An 18,868-nucleotide genomic window follows, 5' to 3' on the forward strand; every position below is an offset into this window, starting at 1 on the left:
GTCCCACCTGACCCCATGCCGAACTCAGCAGTGAAACGCCGTAGCGCCGATGGTAGTGTGGGGTCTCCCCATGTGAGAGTAGGGAACTGCCAGACATCACTTTGACAGAGAAGCCATCCTTCACCGGATGGCTTTTTTGCGTTTGTGTTTTTATTTATTGATCATTATTTATACGAGAGTAAGCGGCTAATACCGTTCGTTCTGATAGATTCAAATAATCTTCCATTTTTTGTGCTGCCAATTCTGTTTGGCCTGAATTTAATAGCTCCAGAATATGTTTATTTTTATCGACATAGGGCGCATACAACAGTTCCGGGTCATTTAAAAGCCCAAACGCTAAACGGAGTTCCGCTGAAATATTCCGGTAGAAGGTCATTAATCTTTCACTGTCGGCCAATTCTACAATTGCGGCGTGAAAACACATATTGGCTGTGCCTACACCAATCCACTCCTGCTTATTTCTGTATTGACTGGCACTGATGACGGCTTCTTGCATTTTATTTACACTAGGATGCATGGGATATGCTTGTACAAGAGCCTGACATTCAATCAGCCTGCGAACCCGATAAATATCAATAATGGATGCGATATCAGGTATTGCTACAAACACACCTCGATTAGGCTGGTGTTTTAGTAAACCTTCTTGTGTAAGAGTACGGAACACTTCCCGTAAGGTGTTGCGGGAAATTTGGAGTTGTTCACTGAGAGCTGCTTCAGATAAGCGTTGTCCGGGTAATAATTCTCCGATCACCAGCTTATTTCTTATTACTTCTGCAATTTTTTTACTCAAAATTTGGGGAGAGCTCTCTATTTTCATAGTCATCCGTTGGGCTATAGCTGAGAAAAGTGTCTTCTGTGTTCAAAACTTAATCTTCACATATTCCCGGATAACCAGCAAGCCGCGGCTATTTTCCTGCTTATCTTCTGCAATTTTGAGATAAAAATCAGCTCTATTTTGAACTGATAATTTTCCCGTTAATTTGAATAGAGTGATCGCTGTTGTATTTTTGCACAATAATAAGCGAATTTAGTTGATTATTAACTCATCAGAAATTATCTATTGTTCAACAATTTTATAATTATGGTTTAACAACTATGATGAAAACAATCGATTTAAATAGCGATCTTGGTGAGAGCTTTGGTCAGTGGAAGATGGGTAACGATGAAGCCATATTGGGCATTGTCAGTAGTGCCAATGTTGCCTGTGGCTTTCACGCCGGAGATCCGGCTGGGATCCTGAAAACTTTGAAATTAGCTAAGGAAAATCAGGTTGTTATTGGTGCTCATGTCTCTTATCCAGATTTGGTTGGTTTTGGCCGACGTAATATGGATCTCGCCAGTCACGAACTCACCGCGGATGTCATTTATCAGATTGGTGCTCTGCAAGGGCTTGCTGCCTCTATAGGAACGGCGGTTAATTATGTAAAGCCACATGGCGCACTCTATAACACGATAGCTAATGATGAACGTCAGGCACTTGCAGTCATTGACGGTATTTTGGCCGTAGATTCCAGCCTTGCTTTAGTGGGGTTGGCTGGCTCAAATATTCTGAGGCTAGCGCAGGAAAAAGGTCTGAGAACCATTGCGGAAGCTTTTGCTGATCGTGCTTATACAGCAAAAGGAGAACTGGTTTCACGCCGTGAAACCGGCGCTGTATTGCATGATGCCACTCTTGTTGCACAGCGTATGTTGCAGCTAGTGACAGAAGGTGGAGTAGAATCCATTGATGGCAAATTTACCCCCATTCAGGCGGATTCTATTTGTGTGCATGGAGATAGTTTCGGTGCGCTGGAAATGGCTAATCAAGTAAAAGCCATTTTGCAGCAGGCAGGAATTACTGTCCGCTCATTTATTCATTCTTAATCAGAATGGTCGATATTGTCAGGAGATAACTGTGCGTTTTTTACCTGTTAATTTTCATACCATCATGGTTGAGCTTAGTGACTTGCCTGAAACTCTGGCGTTATTTGATTCTCTCAATGCTGAACCAATCTCAGGAATTGAAGAGATAATCCCAGCAGCGAGAACGGTGATGATCTGCTTTCACCCTCTGACGATTTCAGCCGAGCAATTGGTGGCAGAAATTCAACGGCGGGATCTGCAAAAATCCTCACATATACAAGGAAAACAGATTGAAATTCCGGTGCGCTACAATGGAGAAGATTTAGAGGAAGTTGCGGAAATACTCGGAATCTCGGTACGGGATGTTATCCAACAACATACGGATAATGAATATATCGTTGCATTTACCGGGTTTGCGCCCGGATTTGCCTACATGATATCTGAAGCCATCTCCTGGAATATTCCCCGTCGTAAAATGCCCAGAACCCGTATTCCGGCAGGTTCAGTTGCTCTGGCGGGAGAATTTAGTGGCATTTACCCGCAGGCAAGTCCCGGAGGATGGCAACTTATTGGTACGACATCCGAACGAATATGGGATTTATCCCGGATTGAGCCTGCGTTATTGCAGCCCGGTTATCGTATCCGATTCCGTAACGTAGAACACTCCACAGTGACAGTCAGTTTACCTGCAACTCCCGTTCTTGATTCGTTTGTTCCGGTTGATAACGCCAGTATTTTAGAAATTAAGTCCGCAGGATTACAGACACTATTTCAGGATTTAGGGCGTCTGGGTAAATCAGGGCTGGGAATATCTGCATCAGGTGCGATGGATAAAAGTGCTTTACGCAGTGCAAATCGCATAGTTGGTAACCCTTCTGATCAAGCCTGTCTGGAGATTACGCAGGGAGGATTTCAAGCCATTGCCCGTGGACAAATGGTCATTTCAGTAACAGGCGCTTTATGTCCGATTAAAATCAAAACCCCACAAGGAAAGCGGCTTCACATCAGCACTTATCAACCCATTGATTTAAATGATGGTGATGAAATTATATTGGGTATCCCACATGAAGGAATGCGCTCTTACTTGGCAGCCAGAGGTGGTTTTATTGTTTCGGAGGTGCTATCGAGCTGTTCATTTGACACTTTGTCTAATATTGGCCCTGCTCCGTTAAAGGCGGGTGATAATTTAGCGATAGGTGGGACTTCGCATTGCTCAGCGGTGTCTGTTTTAGAAACCCTAGAATTCGTGATGCCCAATAAAGATGAGATTGTTGTACTGGATATATTTTTCGGACCCAGAACTGACTGGTTCACTCAGGAATCCGTCGAGTTATTACGAAATCAAATCTGGCAGGTTACGCCACAATCGAACCGGATTGGTTTGAGATTAAAGGGCGATTGCCCGTTGTCTCGAATTAAGAATGAAGAGCTGCCAAGCGAAGGAACCAGTTTTGGTGCGATACAAATTCCCGCCAGCGGGCAACCCGTTCTCTTTCTGGCGGATCATCCCGTGACAGGTGGATACCCCGTTATTGCTTCGGTGGCTGATTATCATCTTGATCTTGCTGGTCAGATTCCGATCAATGCCAAAATTAGATTTAATCCCATTAATCAGTTTCATGACATTCAGGGGAGTGAAGAGCTGCAATGAATACCACCGTGCACAGTATTAATAAAAACACAAAAAAAGTCTTAATCGCCAATCGTGGGGAAATTGCCGTTCGTATTATCCGTGCCTGTCGTGATTATGGCATACGGACTATTGCTGTTTATGCTGATACAGATGTCAACGCATTGCATGTGCAACTGGCGGATGAAGCCTATTCACTGGCAGGGAATAGCCCGGCAGAAACCTATCTCAATATTCCTCGTTTGTTGGATATTGCAAAGCAAGCGCAGGCTACGATGGTACATCCCGGCTATGGTTTTTTATCTGAACGGGCTGAATTTGCCCGCGCTGTTATTGAAGCAGGTTTAATTTGGATTGGCCCGGAACCCGATACGATTGATGAGTTGGGGAATAAAGTTAAAGCCCGCCAAATTGCTCAGAAAGTTGGAGCACCGTTAGTCATGGGAACGACAGAGCCGGTTAAAAATGCGCAGGAAGTTATCACTTTTGCTGAAAAGCATGGTTTACCGATAGCGATTAAAGCTGCATTTGGCGGCGGGGGCCGTGGGTTAAAAGTAGCATGGCGTCATGATGAAGTTGAGGAGTTGTATCACTCTGCGGTACGTGAGGCGACAGCTGCATTTGGTCGTGGCGAATGTTTTATTGAACAATTTCTGGATAAGCCCCGTCATATTGAGGCACAGATAATCGCAGACAAACACGGAAATGTCGTTGTTTTAGGAACCCGTGATTGCTCCTTGCAGCGGCGGAATCAGAAACTGATAGAAGAAGCCCCGGCACCTTTTTTGACTCAGCAACAACGGGAGCGCATTCATCAGTCGGCAAAAGCGATTTGTGCAGAAGCTAATTACGTCGGAGCAGGAACTGTTGAATTTTTGCTGAGTGTTGATGGAACACTCTCCTTTCTGGAAGTGAATACCCGTTTACAGGTTGAACATCCTGTGACGGAAGAAACAACCGGAATTGATTTAGTTATTGAGCAATTGAGGATCGCAGAAGGCTACCCATTAATCATTCAGGAAATCCCTATTTCTCGCGGGCATTCGTTCGAGTTTCGTATCAATGCGGAAGATGCCGGAAAAGGCTTTTTGCCTGCATCTGGCGCTCTGACCGAATTTACCCCACCTTCTGGCCCCGGTATTCGTTTAGATTCAGGCGTAATCAATGGCTCTGTCATTCCGACAACCTTTGATTCGTTGATGGCAAAACTGATTGTCACAGGCGCAACGCGTGCACAGGCTCTTGCCCGTGCGCGTCGGGCCTTACGAGAATTTAAAATCAGTGGCGTCGCATCAGTTTTGCCTTTTCATCAGGCGGTGATTGAACATCCTGATTTTCTATCAGAGGATACTTTCAACGTCCATACCCGTTGGATTGAGACAGAATTTGCCAATCAACTGGCCGCTTTACCCCGTCAGGATCTGGCTGAAAGCAAAGGCATTATCCGCACATTTATTGAGATTGATGGTCGTCGGCATGAAATGGGATTGCCAGCGGATTTATTGGCAGGAGTAACACCTTTAGTGCCTGTTGGTGAGCCACAACCTTCTTCGCCAGTAGTCCAACAAATCCCGGAAGACCCTCATCAGGTAAAAGCCCCCATATCCGGTATCCTGCATGCGTGGCTAGTACAGGAGGGAGAGCAAGTCAGTGAAGGTGATGTGATTGCCATCATGGAAGCTATGAAAATGGAAGTACAGATCAATGCACATCGCTCAGGGAAAATCACCTTCCGTGCTCAGGAAGGTGATTATCAGGATGCAGAAAGCATTCTGGCGAACATTGAATAGCCTGATCATTTGAAAAATCAAAGGGGTATAAATTGATTCTAAATTTATATCCCTCTAGTAAATCTGCTTTTGTGGAATCAGCCTCTTCTTAGTATCGCTGTGTTGGATGGCACCTTCCCACCTAACCCAAATAGTAAAATATGACGATAATCACTTAATGTTATTTACATTTCTTTTATGAATGTAAATAATAATGCTTCTCAATAATATTTTAACTAAAAAATAAATGTCTAAAACTACCAAAATTTACGCAAGCATGGCTAAAAGTGGTTTGTGTGTTCCTTTGATGTCAGCATCTATGTTGACCATCGCTATTTCTACTAACGCAGTGGCACATACCGAAGAATCAACCAGAAAATCAGCCTCAACAGGCGATACACTTGTTGTTATTGCGGGTAACAGTTCAGAACAGGACAGTGGAAAAGTCAGTCGCAACGAAATTAAAGTTAGACAAGCGCAAAGTGTCGGTGAAGTATTAAAAAATGTGCCGGGCGTACAAGCCGGGCACCCTAGCGCTTTAGGGCAGCGCTTTAAAATCCGTGGTATGGATGACCAATTTATCAATGTGACGATTGATGGCGCAAGACAGGAAGGCTATCACTTTCACCATGCAGGAAGCTACGGTATTGATCCTGAAATGCTGAAGCAAATTGATATCAATGTGGGTACGAACAGTATTACCTATGATACCGGAGCATTAGTAGGTTCATTAAAATTTGAAACTGTTGATGCTGGTGATTTATTAGCACCGGGTCGCTTATTTGGCGCAAAAGGAAAATTAAGCTATGTCAGTAATGGCTCTGAATTTCAGAAGTCTTTGGCCGCTTATGGAAGAATTGGTGCTGTAGATTTATTGGGCTATTTTAACCATCGCAATATGAGTGATGCTAAAACGGGCAGAGATAAAGCCGGGCAAGAATCCATTCCTACTGATGGGAAGCTGATCAACTATTTATTAAAAGCTAAATTCAATCTGACTGATGAGCAGTATATCAATGTCTCAAAAGAACATTATAAGAATGATGCAGACACTAATTTCAGATTGAACTTTGGTCCTGATGTGAATAAAGGGAGAAAAGGGAAATACGCTTCAGAGCGTGAGGCTTATAATATTGCTTACCGATATGTACCGGTTGGTAATGACCTCATTGATCTGAAAATCTCTGCTTATCACACAGAACAAAATTTCAATCATATGAAGGAAGTCGGTGGTCCGGGCAAAGGCTTTGACACGATTACCGAAACTCAGGGTATCAGAGCGCGTAACGTTTCTAGTTTTGATACTTATCAGCTGGCCCATGCTTTCACTTATGGCTATGAGTATTTCGATACCAGAATGGCGTATACAGAGGCAGCAAGAAATACATATAACAAAGTGGTAGAAACAGGAAAATCGTCTTCTGTTTATTTAGAGGATGATATTCAGTTTGCTGATTTTCATTTCATTCCTGGCGTAAGATGGGATCATTATAAATACAATACTATTAATAAAAAGAGTGAGCCTTTTGAAAGAACCTATGCTCATTTCTCAAAAGCGTTGGGTCTGAAATACGAACTGGGCGCATCAACGACATTGTTTGCTAATTATACTGAACTCTTCAGAGGTCCGTTGGGTAAAGAGATCGGCATGGGCCCGAGTAACCACAATGCTAACTTAAAAGCGACAACGGGTTACAATCTGGAAACGGGTGTTGGTGGTACTTATCCGTCTGTTTTTGCTGAAAATGATTCATTTACTGTGACTGGTAAAGTATTCCAGACCAATTTCAAAAATCTGGCTACCACGTTAGCAAAAAGTTCGCTTAATAATATCCCTAAATCCAGACTGGAAGGGTTTGAACTAGCGACTAAATATAAACTGGATAACTGGTCTTTGAGAGCGACTTACGCCAAAGCAAATAACAAAATTGTTCAGGGTAGCGCGTTGTTTGACTCAAGATTAGAGTTTACCCCGTCCATTGGTGATTCTTTCACTGTTGGTGGAAGCTATCTATTTGATAAAACTGATATTGAACTTGGCTGGAATTCCCGATTTGTCCGCTCAACAAATGCGAATGGGACAGATGATGGCAAGGTTGTAAATATTCATAAAGCGGGCTTTGGCGTTAGTGATATGCATATTTCCTGGGCACCGACCTCAGGCGTATTTCAAAACGCAGAACTCCAGTTTGGTATCGATAATATCTTCGACAAGCGTTACAACGAACAGTCTTACTATTTGAATACCTATAAAGGCCAGGAAGAGAAAGGCCGAGCTTATAAAGCAACGGTTTCTTATAAGTTCTAAGAAACGAGCTGTAACTTTTAGTAAAAGCAGTACGGTAATAATTTATTATTACCGTACTGAAATGAGTAATATATTAACTTTTAGATGCGATATGCGCTCTATACAACGATTAGCTCGTTATTTTTTCATTCTCAATTTGATTTAAAAGCTCTCTAAAATAGACAACTAATGGACGTAAATTTGCTTTGTGCCATACAGCCCAAAGCTGGGTGGTAATATTCATCCAAGGCACCTCGCGTAAAATAGCCCCTTTAGGCAAGTTATAGCGCAAACTATTTTGTATCAATGTCACGCCAAGGCCTGCGGCAACAAGGCCTAACGCTGTTAACGGTTCTTCTGCTTCTAAACGAATATCTGGTCGAAACCCTGCTTTCACACAGGCGGCAACAAAATCATCCCGTGAGTGCGAATTATCATTGTTGTGTAAGACTGAGATCCATTGTTGTGCCGTTAAATCATTAGGGATAATGTGCTCTTTTGTTGCTAAAGGGTGATGATGAGGAACCGCCACTAACATGCGGTCATTCAATACTTGTTGATATTCTAATTCACTCTCTTTTCCTTCTGGTGGAGTATCAACCATCGCAAAATCAAGGCTCCGTTGGCGCAGCCCTTCTAACTGGCGTTCTGGCGTTTGGTTATACAACGCAATATGAACATCTGGGTGTGAATCCCTTAACACACTTAATGAAATTGGCAGTATGCCTGAGTGCATTGCATTTTCAATGTAGCCGACACACAGTCCACCATCTTCTCCTCGACCTAAGCGGCGGCCTAATGACTCCAGGCGTTTGGCGTGAGTAAGGAGTGAGCGCGCTTCAGTCAAAAATGTTTGTCCATCAGACGTTAAGCGAATTCGTTGCTGGCTTCGTTCGAACAACATTAATCCGAGTCTTTCTTCTAATTGAGAAATTTGCCGGCTTAATGGGGATTGTGAAATATGTAGGCGCTTTGCTGCACGCCCGACATGTTCCTCTTCTGCTACAACAACGAAGTAGTTGAGTTGGCGCAGGTCAATCATGATTATTGCCTTTAATGTCTTAACTTAGACTAATTATGTCCTTTCATGTCATAAAAAATCAACCTACTATTTGTTCCATGACAGGATGGTTCACTCTCCTGAAACATTATTTTGCTGATAACAAGCTAATTTATTAAGGAATTACAATATGAGTATTAGAAAATTACTTCCTAGCCAAATTGGTTTTGGCGGAGCGCCATTAGGTAACATGTTTAGAGCAATTCCGGATGACGAAGCGATTGCAATCGTACACGAAGTATGGAATCTAGGGATTCGTTATTTTGATACCGCGCCGCTGTACGGTTCTGGTTTATCTGAAATCCGTATGGGTGAAGTCCTGTCTCAGTATTCACGTGATGATTATGTGTTGAGTACCAAAGTGGGTCGCATCATGTTAGATGAGATGGAAGATCCTGCAAATCGTGATTTCGGGGAAAAAGGCGGTCTTTTTGAACACGGTTTGAAAAACAAAATTCTTAATGACTACTCTGAAGATGCGACACTGCGCTCTATTGAAGATAGTCTGAAACGTTTGAAAACAGACCGTATTGATATCGTGTGGATCCACGATCCTTCACAAGATTTTTACGGAGATAGTTGGTTAGAGCATTTTAACACCGCACGCACTGGTGCATTCCGTGCCTTAACCCGCCTGCGTGAAGAAGGCGTGATCAAAGCTTGGGGGCTAGGTGTTAACCGTGTTGAACCTTGTGAATTAACACTGGGCTTAGATGAGCCAAAACCAGATGCATTCTTATTGGCAGGCCGTTATAGCTTATTAGATCACAGCCGTGCACTACAACGACTGATGCCAGAAGCGTTAGAGCATAATGTTGATATCGTTGTTGGCGGCCCATACAGCTCAGGCGTATTGGTAGGGGGCGCGCATTTTGAATATCAAAAATCTTCCCCAGCTATTCATCAACAAGTCGCGAAGATTTATCAAATTGCTAAGCAATTTAATGTTGATGTTAAAGCCGCTGCATTACAGTTTTCACTAGCTAACCCAGCAGTAGCAGCGGTTATCCCTGGTTCAAGTCGTCTAGGTCGTATGGCTGAAGACTTAGCAGCATTAACCGCTACAGTCCCGGCTGATTTCTGGTTAGAAATGCAGCGCCAAGGCTTGGTTGCTGTTAACGCACCATTGCCAATTCGTTAATCGCTCAATGAGTTGTTGATGCCAGAGAGGGATAAATTTTTGGCAAAATTCATCGACGGAACAATAAAGTTATTCTAAATTATACATGCCTGAGGATCTCCACGATTTTGTTTTCTTTAGCAAAAAATTTAATCGTGCCTCAGGCACTTTAGTTCACTTCTTTTAAGTGAAGCTCGGGTTAACTACAGCGTAAAAACACCAATCAGAGCCACAACAGTCAGAATTGCGGCTGCGCCATAAAACACCCATTTACCGGCAGGAACATGAATTTTCAGATCATGCATAGCATGATGTATGCGGTGTAATCCGCACCAAAGTGGCAGACTTATCATCAGCAATAAGAAAACACGCCCAATAAAGCTCTGGCAGAAAGTCAGAATACGTTCGTAGGAAAGTGCCTCAGGAGCTAATCCTAATGGCAGTAAAATGCCTAATAGCAGGACAATGACTGGCCCGACAATAGCACTCCACATACCGCCAGCGCCAAACAATCCCCAGAAAATAGGTTCATCGGAACGTTTTGGTACTTGATTCATCAGATCCTCCTTGGGGTCAGATTAGCGCTATGCCAAGGATCACGGCAGTCGCAATAATAGTGAAAGTCCACAATAATTTGATAATGGGTCCCGGTGCCATTTTTTCATTTTTGACAATGATATTGAGTGCCTTGGGCGCCAGTTCAAACCAGGTTTTGGTATGTAATAATGCTGCCAGCAAGGTGATGATATTGATCAGCAATACCAGTGGGTTTTGTAGAAAAGAGACAAAACCCCCCCAGCTTTCAGGGCCGGCTTTCAGGGCAAACAGCCCATAAAGCACCAAAATACTGAACCAGACAGTAGGAACAGAAGTTCCTTCACGCAGCATATAGAAACGATAAAAACCTAATTTCTGCCACCAAGTAGGCTCCATGCCACGGGTATAAGGCTTACGTTTTGTTGTCATGACTTTCACCTCCCTTATTGTGGTTTCAGCATGGAGATAATGAAATCTTTTGCACTTTCTGCCTTGCTTTGCTGAATTGCTCCTGCCGGATCGACATGTTTCGGGCAAACTTCAGAACAATAACCGACAAAAGTACAGGACCAGACACCATTATCGCTGTTGATTTGTGGCATACGCTCTTTCTTACCATGATCACGGTTATCAAGGTTATAGCGGTGTGCCAGCGTGACGGCAGCAGGGCCGATAAACTCAGGATTCAGGCCGAACTGAGGGCAGGCTGCGTAGCATAGGCCACAGTTGATACAACCGGAGAACTGATGATACTTCGCCATCTGTGCCGGAGTTTGCACATTCGGGCCATCAGAAGGTTTACGGTCATTACCGATAATGTAGGGCTTGATGGCTTCCAGACTTTCGATAAAGTGAGTCATATCCACCACCAAATCCCGCTCTATGGGGAAATTCCCTAAGGCTTCCACTTTCAGCCCGTGCTGGTAGTCGCGCAGAAAAGTCTTACAGGCCAACTTTGGTACGCGGTTGACCATCATGCCGCAGGAGCCGCAGATTGCCATCCGGCAGGACCAGCGATAAGACAGGTCAGGAGCCAGATTATCCTTAATATAGCCTAATGCATCCAACAGCGAAGTCTGGTCATCATAAGGGACATCGTATGTTGTGAAATAAGGCGCATCATCGGTTTCCGGGTTATAGCGCATGACTTCCATTTTCAGGTTTTTCATCTCAGTCATTCGCCTGCTCCTTCTGTTTTTTCTCTTGTGCCGCGGCTTCCCCACCATAAACCCGTTTTGCGGGCTGGGATTTAGTGATCTTCACATCACTGTATTCCAGATGTGGCGCGCCTTCAGGGTTGTAGAAAGCCAGTGTATGTTTCAGGAAGTTCTCATCATCACGTTCGGTACAGCCTTCATCAAGGCGCTGGTGGGCACCGCGGGATTCTTTGCGATTCATCGCGGAGTGAGCCATACATTCCGCCACATCCAGCCCAAATCCCAGTTCTATGGTATAGAGAAGGTCAGTATTGAATACACTGGAGCGGTCACTGATTTGGATATGCTTGAAGCGCTCTTTCAGCTCTGCGATCTTATCAATCGTCTTTTGCATCAATTCAGGGGTGCGATAAATACCACAACCTTCTTCCATTGCCGTTCCAAGCTCATCACGAATTTTTGCCCAGCTTTCTTCGCCTCGTTGATTCAGCAATTTATTGAGTTTAGCCTCAATATCGTGAACCTGTGCAGCCAGTGCATTTTCATTGGCGGGAGGAGCTTCCTGAGCACATTTGGCAGCTTCTTCACCCGCCAGACGACCAAAGACGACAAGTTCTGCCAGTGAGTTAGAGCCAAGACGGTTTGCGCCATGTAGGCCGACAGAAGAACATTCACCAATAGCAAACAGCCCTTTGATACGGGTCTCACATTGTTGATTGGTTTCGATTCCGCCCATAGTGTAATGCGCTGTCGGACGAACAGGGATAGGCTCCTTGACCGGATCAACACCAACGTAGGCTTTCGCCAGTTCACAGATGAACGGTAGACGTTCCAGTAATTTCTTCTCACCCAAATGACGCAGATCCAGATGTACAACGTCACCGCGCGGCGTTGTAATAGTTCGTCCTGCCCGCCATTCATGCCAGAATGCCTGCGAAACTTTATCGCGTGGTCCCAGTTCCATATATTTATTTTCAGGGTGACCGAGTGGCGTTTCGGGCCCTAAACCATAATCCTGTAGATAGCGATAGCCATCTTTATTCACCAGAATCCCGCCTTCACCCCGACAGCCTTCAGTCATCAGAATGCCGGAACCCGGCAGGCCGGTTGGGTGATATTGCACAAACTCCATATCGCGTAGTGGAACACCATGCCGGAAAGCCATACCCATGCCATCACCGGTGACGATGCCGCCGTTCGTATTGTAACGATAAACACGGCCTGCACCACCGGTAGCCATAATGACTGCATTTGCGCGAATCTGAACTTTACTGCCTTCCATCATATTCAGGGCAACCAGGCCACGGGCACGGCCTTCATCAACCAGAATATCGAGGACAAAATGTTCATCGAAACGCTGAATTTGTGGATATTTGAGTGAGGTTTGAAACAGTGTATGCAGCATATGGAAGCCGGTCTTATCCGCGGCAAACCATGTGCGCTCAATTTTCATGCCACCGAAACGACGCACATTCACGGAGCCATCTTCTTTGCGGCTCCACGGGCAACCCCATTGCTCCAGCTGGGTCATCTCAGTCGGACAGTGTTTGACAAAATACTCAACCACATCCTGCTCACACAGCCAGTCTCCGCCGGATACTGTGTCATTGAAATGAAAGTCATAGGAATCATGAGACTGAGTGACTGCGGCTGACCCACCCTCTGCGGCGACGGTGTGGCTGCGCATAGGGTACACTTTCGAAATCAGGGCAATCTTGAGTTGGGGATTGGCTTCAGCCGCAGCAATGGCGGCCCGTAGACCTGCACCACCGGCTCCGATAATTGCTAGATCAGCATTGAAGGTTTGCACTGTGCTTCTCCATTGTTTCAAGTGAAATGAATAAACTTCAGCCAGAAAGCCTAATGCGTTATCACTCGTCATTTGTGACCTTGCTACTTTGCAGAGGTATTTTTTCTTGTCCGACTGAGTGTTGTAAGTAAATTTCTTGTACCTTAACGAGTTAGGAGCACTGTCTGTTATTTTTTATCTGATATGATTATAACGGATGACGGAGGAAGTAAACTTGATATGAACGCTGATTTGGCAGAATTAGTATCAATAAAAATTGATCTAAAACAAGTTTTCCATTCATCCGGGCATTTTTTATTAATGTGTTGTTAAGTTAATCGATATTATTTGTCTTATCTTGAGGCTTAAATTCATTAAATTAACGCGATATCGGGGTCTCTTATCAATAAATAATGAAGTTTGAATTTTTATTTAATGTAATTTCTTTATTTTTTTAATGTTTACTTGAAGGTCATTTCTATTCTTTTGGTAATTTATACACTCTATTTATTTATAATGGAGATATGGGATTGCAAAAAATTTATAATTAATTCTTTATGTTATTAATTGATGGTTTATATATTTTGTTATTTTATGTTTTAGTTAAATGATGTATGTTGTCTGGTGGATGTATTGTATTTCGTTCCTGATTTTAAGTTGTAATATATAGCGATATGTTTTTGTGATAAATAAATTTTATAATTAGGAGCCTATCATGGCACTTAGAAAAATAACTATCGCATTACAAGCGGATAACAATCTTTATTTAAGTAGAGTTGATAGAAATGGAATTCAATATATTGAAGCTGTAAAATCATCTATAGATGAATATTGTCGGTTTACCATTGTTTATCTTGATCCAAATAACCTTAATAAAATTGCTCTTATCGGAGATAATAAACTTTATCTCAGTAGAGTAACCCGTTCAAGTAGTGATTTTATTGAATCTATTAAACCAACGGTAGACATTTATTCAACTTTTATGATTGAAGATGTTGGTTGTAATATGATTGCACTGAAAGCTGATACAGGTAAATATCTTAGCCGAGTAACAGTTGGCGGTATTGATTATATTAAGCCTGACAAAGTTAATTTAGATGTGTATTGTAAATTTCGCGTTGTGACATTAATTGAATAATTTGCATTACGGACTGAAAATAATAAGCGTGTAAATATAGTGGCCGCAAAAGCAGGCCACTTTTTTATAACATTAATATTTTTTAAAGTTATCTTTAGGTTTAAGGTTTATTTATAACAATGTTTATGAAAAGAGTTAATCTATCTTCGGTGAAATTTTATCTAGATGGGTTATTTTTATAACTCGTTCAGAAATAAATGATAAATAGCAGACCATTGACAAAGGATCCAATGTAATAATTTGTCTGGCGAGCGTGATGCGGGTAAACTGCGCGTTTTGTTTTCTTTTGGAGCCACAGGAATATGAACGAAATCGCGGATTGGCAGCCAACAGCCCCTATCGCTAATTTATTGAAAAGGGCAGAAATTCTGGCAGAAATACGGCGCTTTTTCGCAGATCGTGGGGTGTTGGAGGTTGAGACACCCGCCATGAGTCAGGCGACTGTCACAGACGTCCATTTGGTTCCCTTTCAGACGAGGTTTGTCGGCCCTGGTGCAGCGGATGGTCTTCCCCTGTATCTGATGACCAGCCCCGAATACCACATGAAACGTCTACTTGCTGCGGGCAGTGGCTCCATTTATCAGATGGGAAAAAGTTTCCGCAATGAAGAAGCAGGACGCCACCATAATCCTGAGTTCACCATGTTGGAATGGTATCGTCCACACTATGATATGTACCGCTTGATGAATGAAGTGGATGATCTGTTACAGCAAATTCTGGATTGCGAAAGTGCCGAATCCCTTTCTTATCAGCAGGCTTTTATTCGTTATCTGGATATTGACCCCCTGACGGCGAGCAAAGAAAAACTGCGTGAAGTAGCGGCAAAACTCGATCTCAGCAATATTGCTGATCGTGAAGAAGACCGGGATACCTTACTGCAACTGCTTTTTACCATGGGGGTTGAAACACATATTGGTATTGAAAAGCCGACATTTATTTATCATTTCCCTGCCTCTCAGGCCGCACTGGCAGAGATCAGTAAAGAAGATCATCGTGTTGCTCAGCGCTTTGAAGTGTATTTCAAGGGCATGGAACTGGCGAATGGTTTCCGTGAACTGACAGACAGCAAAGAGCAGCGCCTGCGTTTCGAACAGGATAATCGTAAACGTGAATCAATGGGGCTACCTGTACAGCCGATAGATGAGTATCTGCTTGAAGCTCTGGCTTATGGTATGCCGGAATGTGCTGGTGTGGCATTGGGGGTTGATCGCCTGATTATGCTGGCTCTGGGCGCGGAGCGAATCAGTGAGGTTATAGCCTTTCCGGTGGGTATTTCCTGATTTAATACCCCGCCACTTGCGGCGGGGGTATTAAATGAATAAAGAGTCAATTACTTATGTTCGTGATGTTCTTCGAGGAATTTCACCGCTAAATCAGGGAAATCGGTGAATGCACCATCGACATTGGCTTTATCGAAGACGATATCAAACAATTGATTTCCGCTGGTGGCATACTTGGGCAACTGGTCAATACGGATAGTATACGGATGTACCACCATATGGCTGGCGTGAGCTTCTTTTACCATACCAGTTAATTTAATGTTATTTGGGGTAGAGTCATTGGCGACCAGCATGTGGTAATCCGGGCCAATGCCATCAGCATATTTTGCCACTTCTTTCATGGCACCCGGTTTAAACATCCAGTCATAACTATAGTTATGCCATGTTCCATCGATTTTCTGTTCGTAGGTTTCATTCCAGTCGGTGTAAGCAATCAGTTGCACCAGTTTCAGATCCATCCCCAATTTTGGTTCCAGATCATTTTTAATACGTTTCAACTCATTGGCATCAAAACATTGCAGATAAACTTTATCGCTCTTTTTGGTGTAACCGTACTGTTTCAGTACTTCCAACACTTTTGCTGTGATGTCTTTGCCTTCCTGACGATGGAACCACGGTGCTTTAATCTCAGGATAGATACCAACATTCTTTCCGGTGGATTTGTTCATACCCTGAATAAATTCCAGCTCTTCCTGAAAAGTGTGGATGCGAAAATCTGATTTTCCCATTGGAAAGCGACCGGGATAGCTTTGTACTTTTTTGCCATCCTTGATATCAAACCCCTCAGTAAATTTCAGTGACTTAATTTCTGGCAGGGTAAAGTCAATGGCATAGTAACGACCATCGGCACGGGCGCGGTTTGGAAAACGCTCAGCGACATCAGTGACGCGATCAAGATAATGGTCATGCAGAACGACCAGTTCATTATCCTTAGTCATCACCAGATCTTGTTCAAGATAATCCGCGCCCTGAGCAAAAGCCATCGCTTTGGCAGGAAGGGTATGTTCAGGCAGGTAGCCGCTTGCTCCTCGATGCGCGATAACAATTTTATCCGCTGCATGTGCAATACCTGACATTGATGAAGCTAACAGAAGACCGGCCATAATTGTTTTAACGGGGGTGTGCATTGGGGTTCTCCACTTGTGGTAATGAAGGTGTATTTGGGTAATTAAATGGTGTTTTATATGAACTTAGAATACTGAATATAAGAGGGAACGCAGTGTTACTGTATTATTGTCGCCACTGTTTCATTTCGTTCAACAGTGGCGACACGGGAATGGCTCTATTAAAAACAGCCTATTGATTAGCTGCTATGTGCTTGTGCCATTTCCTGCTTATGTTTGTTTTCATGCAGCATAACAAACAACAGTAGAATAACAGACAGAATGCTGCCGCCAACCATGACCATAAAGCCGCCATCCCAACCGGTGAAATCAACGGTATAGCCAACAATCGCACTGGCAGCTACCGAGCCACCGAGGTAGCCAAACAGACCAGTAAAGCCAGCCGCAGTACCTGCTGCTTTCTTCGGTGCCAGCTCAAGAGCATGCAGGCCGATCAACATAACAGGGCCATAAATCAGGAAGCCGATCACCAACATACAGATCATATCAACATTCGGATTACCGGCCGGGTTCATCCAGAAGACTATCGTAGCGATAGTGACGAGCGTCATAAAGAACACACCGGTAGCACCACGGTTGCCTTTAAATACTTTGTCCGACATCCAGCCACACAGCAGCGTACCAGGGATACCCGCATATTCATACAGGAAGTAGGCCCAGGAAGATTTATCCAGTGCGAAGTGTTTAACTTCTCTCAGATAAGTTGGTGACCAGTCAAGGATACCGTAGCGGAGTAAGTAAACGAATACGTTAGCAATGGCGATCATCCACAGCAGTTTGTTAGGTAGAACGTACTGCATGAAAATCTCTTTTGCAGTCAGTTCTTTTTCATCGTTTTCCGTGTAGTCAGGTGGATAGTCGTTTTTATATTCTTCGATTGGTGGTAAGCCACAGGATTGTGGGGTGTCACGCATCAGAGCGAAGATGATCAGGGCAACCAGAATGGCAGCGAATGCTGGCATATAAAGCGCGGCTTTCCAGTCATTGAACCATGCCATACCGAGGAGGAACAGTAATGGAGGCAATCCACCGCCAACGTTATGTGCGCAGTTCCAGATAGAAACGATCCCGCCACGCTCTTTTTGTGACCACCAGTGAACCATGGTACGGCCGCAAGGAGGCCATCCCATACCCTGGAACCAGCCACACAGGAACAGTAGGACAAACATGACCGCAATGCTTGACGTTGCCCACGGTACAAAGCCCATGAACAGCATTACGGCTGCCGCAAGTATCAGGCCGGCTGGCAAGAAAACCCGGGGATTAGAACGGTCGGAAACGGAACCCATAATGAATTTTGAGAAGCCGTATGCGATTGAGATCCCTGACAGAGCAAAACCCAGATCTCCTCTGGAAAAGCCTTGTTCCACCAGATATGGCATTGCCAACGCAAAGTTTTTCCTTACCAGATAATAAGCAGCATAGCCAAAGAAAATCCCCATAAAAATTTGCCAGCGCAAGCGACGATAGAGTGGATCTACTTCTTGCGCAGGCAGCCGGGCTTTGTGAGGCGCCGGTCTGAATATACTTAACATGTTTGTCTCCACATGACTTTTAGTATGAGCGAATCACCACTGTTTAGTAGTGACCAGCAGTAAACGAAAGTTTCAATTTATTTTTTTCTATATCGAAAGAAAGAATAGCTAAAACAGACTTATATATCTGTGAAGTATCGCTAACATATGGATATAATTTCGTAAAGACCACAATTTTGAGCGATTTATGGCTCTTTTGAAATAAGTTTTATTTTAATTATCGTGATTTCTGTCACAATTAAGAATGTTTGGCGGTTATTTTTGAGCGTATTCCATTCGTTTATTTTCTTTTTGTCATAAAGGACTATGATTATTGTGGGAATATATTCGCCGTTTTAATTATACGAATCTTATTTAAACAAATATAAGATTATCTAAACAGATAGTGATGAATGAAAATGTGATATTTCTTGTCTGTTTTCTTAACTGATATTTACTATTTTTTGCTGTTATTTTTTATTTAATAATTTTGATTATATTTATTTACATATTTTGCGTTTTTTATAACACAGTTATAAATAAAATGATTGAGTTTTGATTCAGAAATAATAGATATTACTACAAATGGTTATTCATGCTCACGAAGCAGGGTTTTATGAG

Annotated in this window: 15 protein-coding genes and 1 rRNA gene; 8 read left to right on the forward strand and 8 right to left on the reverse strand. The window is 43.3% G+C overall.

The genetic code is table 11. The annotated features are described in order from the left end of the window. A 5S ribosomal RNA gene (rrf, locus tag Xsto_RS17275) occupies positions 1-95 on the forward strand; the annotation flags it as partial. Between the two features lie 59 nt (positions 96-154). Here rrf and Xsto_RS17280 read toward each other — a convergent pair. Beyond that, complete coding sequence (locus tag Xsto_RS17280) at positions 155-817, reverse strand: GntR family transcriptional regulator (protein ID WP_099125874.1); 663 nt, start codon at positions 815-817, stop codon at positions 155-157. Between the two features lie 278 nt (positions 818-1,095). Between Xsto_RS17280 and Xsto_RS17285 the strand changes: the two genes are divergently transcribed. The 4 genes from Xsto_RS17285 to Xsto_RS17300 all read left to right on the forward strand — a co-directional run bounded on the left by Xsto_RS17285 (position 1,096) and on the right by Xsto_RS17300 (position 7,549). After that, positions 1,096-1,863 carry a LamB/YcsF family protein gene (locus tag Xsto_RS17285; RefSeq protein ID WP_099125875.1) on the forward strand — a complete coding sequence of 256 codons (768 nt, stop codon included), beginning with the start codon at positions 1,096-1,098 and terminating at the stop codon, positions 1,861-1,863. Between the two features lie 31 nt (positions 1,864-1,894). Continuing rightward, the gene (locus Xsto_RS17290; protein WP_099109582.1) at positions 1,895-3,493 is read left to right on the forward strand and encodes a 5-oxoprolinase subunit B/C family protein; all 1,599 of its coding nucleotides are present in this window, start codon (positions 1,895-1,897) and stop codon (positions 3,491-3,493) included. After that, complete coding sequence (locus Xsto_RS17295) at positions 3,490-5,262, forward strand: ATP-binding protein (protein WP_211284342.1); 1,773 nt, start codon at positions 3,490-3,492, stop codon at positions 5,260-5,262. The genes Xsto_RS17290 and Xsto_RS17295 overlap by 4 nt, the downstream gene beginning before the upstream one ends. Before the next feature lie 226 nt (positions 5,263-5,488). Further along, entirely contained in the window at positions 5,489-7,549 is a 2,061-nt protein-coding gene (locus Xsto_RS17300) for a TonB-dependent receptor domain-containing protein (protein WP_099125876.1), read from the forward strand. A gap of 109 nt (positions 7,550-7,658) precedes the next feature. Here the strand turns inward: Xsto_RS17300 and Xsto_RS17305 are convergent, their stop codons facing one another. Further along, positions 7,659-8,570: a LysR substrate-binding domain-containing protein gene (locus Xsto_RS17305; RefSeq protein WP_099125877.1), complete on the reverse strand. Its 912-nt coding sequence runs from the start codon at positions 8,568-8,570 to the stop codon at positions 7,659-7,661. A gap of 148 nt (positions 8,571-8,718) precedes the next feature. On the opposite strand from Xsto_RS17305, the gene Xsto_RS17310 reads away from it, so the two are divergent. Continuing rightward, complete coding sequence (locus Xsto_RS17310; protein WP_099125878.1) at positions 8,719-9,729, forward strand: aldo/keto reductase; 1,011 nt, start codon at positions 8,719-8,721, stop codon at positions 9,727-9,729. 182 nt (positions 9,730-9,911) lie between these two features. Here the strand turns inward: Xsto_RS17310 and frdD are convergent, their stop codons facing one another. The 4 genes from frdD to frdA are packed head-to-tail and all read right to left on the reverse strand — an operon-like array spanning position 9,912 to position 13,212. Beyond that, positions 9,912-10,268, reverse strand: a complete 357-nt coding sequence (gene frdD / locus Xsto_RS17315; RefSeq protein WP_169926674.1) for a fumarate reductase subunit FrdD — start codon at positions 10,266-10,268, stop codon at positions 9,912-9,914. Between the two features lie 13 nt (positions 10,269-10,281). Beyond that, positions 10,282-10,674, reverse strand: coding sequence for a fumarate reductase subunit FrdC (frdC, locus tag Xsto_RS17320; protein WP_099109585.1), 393 nt, complete (start codon positions 10,672-10,674; stop codon positions 10,282-10,284). A gap of 14 nt (positions 10,675-10,688) precedes the next feature. Further along, positions 10,689-11,423, reverse strand: a complete 735-nt coding sequence (locus Xsto_RS17325) for a succinate dehydrogenase/fumarate reductase iron-sulfur subunit (RefSeq protein WP_099122759.1) — start codon at positions 11,421-11,423, stop codon at positions 10,689-10,691. Further along, positions 11,416-13,212: a fumarate reductase (quinol) flavoprotein subunit gene (gene frdA, locus Xsto_RS17330; protein WP_099125883.1), complete on the reverse strand. Its 1,797-nt coding sequence runs from the start codon at positions 13,210-13,212 to the stop codon at positions 11,416-11,418. The genes Xsto_RS17325 and frdA overlap by 8 nt, the downstream gene beginning before the upstream one ends. Positions 13,213-13,906: 694 nt before the next feature. On the opposite strand from frdA, the gene Xsto_RS17335 reads away from it, so the two are divergent. Both Xsto_RS17335 and epmA read left to right on the forward strand, forming a co-directional pair. After that, a complete protein-coding gene (locus Xsto_RS17335; RefSeq protein ID WP_099109587.1) occupies positions 13,907-14,329 on the forward strand; it encodes a fascin domain-containing protein in 423 nt (140 codons plus the stop codon). A gap of 302 nt (positions 14,330-14,631) precedes the next feature. After that, entirely contained in the window at positions 14,632-15,609 is a 978-nt protein-coding gene (gene epmA, locus Xsto_RS17340; protein WP_099109588.1) for an elongation factor P--(R)-beta-lysine ligase, read from the forward strand. Positions 15,610-15,659: 50 nt separating this feature from the next. On the opposite strand, the gene glpQ is transcribed toward epmA, so the two are convergent. Then, complete coding sequence (gene glpQ / locus Xsto_RS17345) at positions 15,660-16,736, reverse strand: glycerophosphodiester phosphodiesterase (RefSeq protein WP_099125880.1); 1,077 nt, start codon at positions 16,734-16,736, stop codon at positions 15,660-15,662. Positions 16,737-16,912: 176 nt separating this feature from the next. Continuing rightward, entirely contained in the window at positions 16,913-18,268 is a 1,356-nt protein-coding gene (glpT, locus tag Xsto_RS17350) for a glycerol-3-phosphate transporter (RefSeq protein WP_099109590.1), read from the reverse strand. Positions 18,269-18,868: the final 600 nt, after the last annotated feature.

Origin of the sequence: Xenorhabdus stockiae, from assembly GCF_002632825.1 — a bacterium.
Taxonomy (GTDB): domain Bacteria; phylum Pseudomonadota; class Gammaproteobacteria; order Enterobacterales; family Enterobacteriaceae; genus Xenorhabdus; species Xenorhabdus stockiae.